At 49.6% G+C, this 1,453-nt stretch carries 2 protein-coding genes; both read left to right on the forward strand.

Annotated features, from left to right (window positions below):
• Positions 1–755: hypothetical protein (locus KDK18_RS11450; protein WP_257255036.1), on the forward strand; the 755-nt coding region annotated here is incomplete at its 5' end.
• 165 nt (positions 756–920) lie between these two features.
• Positions 921–1,453 (forward strand): PABP-interacting PAM2 motif-containing protein (locus tag KDK18_RS11455; RefSeq protein WP_257255037.1); only part of this gene is annotated, 533 nt, incomplete at its 3' end.

Here is a 1,453-nt window from a genome sequence, read left to right on the forward strand (position 1 = left end):
GGGGAAGAGTGGGCGAATATAAACGGTCTGAAAAACTGCTGCTGGACATGAGTGGCAAGCAGCTCGATGACACAGAGGAAGACCTTTGCAAGGCCTGCGGGCATCTTCTTATTGACCTGGCCCTGGCGCGAAACTGGAAGGCAATGGGCAAACATAGACGGTCTGAAAAACTGCTGCTGGACATGAGTGACAAGCAACCCAATGACACTGAGGAAGACCTTTGCACACCCAGCGGAAATCACGATCTTGATCTGGCCCTGGTCCGCCTCTGGCAGGTGATGGATAAGAATGAACGGGCTCAAAGACTGATACATCGTTGCTCTGATTTATACCATACAAGTGAATGTGAATTCGCACTGCTGAACTCATACATCGGAGAAGCAAGATTTATGGAAATGGTGACCGGGTATCAGGAAAGTGCCAATACCTTGCTGGCAACCTCGATCCATTATTTCAAACTGGCTTCTCTGCAGATAACAAACAATGACCCTGAGTCAGGACAAGATAATCTCAAAAAAGCGCTTGAGTACGTGGAATCCGCACTGGAAAAATACCCCCCGAGTGCAGGCGCTTATTCGCAAAAAGCGCACTGTCTCAGAATGATGCGTTACCCTGAAGACGAATGGCAGAAATGGTTCAGAAAAGCCGACACCCTTGACCCCAGCCGGGGAGGAAAGTTTAAAGCTAACGACGCTTGGCGAACCACCGAAGCTCAAGCGGTTGAAAAGCTGAAGTATCAGGCACGGCGAACCTAATGCAGCCAAGCCTTGATATCCATACAGTCCCCTCGTTCATCCTGAGCAACCAAACCCCGTTCATCCTGAGCGGAGTTTATTCCAAAGGGTCAGGTCATTGAGGCGCTTGGGTGAACTCTTATGTACTTTTGCTGTCTTAAGAGCGTAAAAGGAGGTTACTTTGCCATGAGTTACGGATTACCACCAGACTACGGTTCAACATCGCAACCGTCTCAATATCGCTTGCCTGATGCCAATCAAGATGCCAATCAGGACATTCATCAGGAAACAATGCCTGAATCTAAACTCAACCCGTGTGCGCAACCGTTTGTTCCTCGTGGTTCGGGCGGCGATGACGATCGATCTTCGGGTACGCCCCCAACTATTCGTGATCGACGAACCACTGCGCACAGGGCATCTTTTTCTCAAAGGCCGCACCCGTCAGGGAACAAGCAATCGCCCAAAGAGGCAAGAGAAAACATCAACCAAGCTTACATAACACTGAAAAACAAACAGTTCAGCGATGCAGAAGAAAAATTCCAGGCCGTCATAGATGAATTCGGGAGCCAACTCAGCCAGGCCGACTACCAAAACTCAGTCATAGGTCTGGCAAGATCGCTGAATGAGCAAACCCCGGAAAAGCAGGAAGAAGCCTGTTCTCATCTGGAAGAACTCAGGTCGAAAGGACGATTGACTAAACTCGGGGCTTCCACCATTCC

This window comes from Endozoicomonas sp. SESOKO3, from assembly GCF_024606255.1.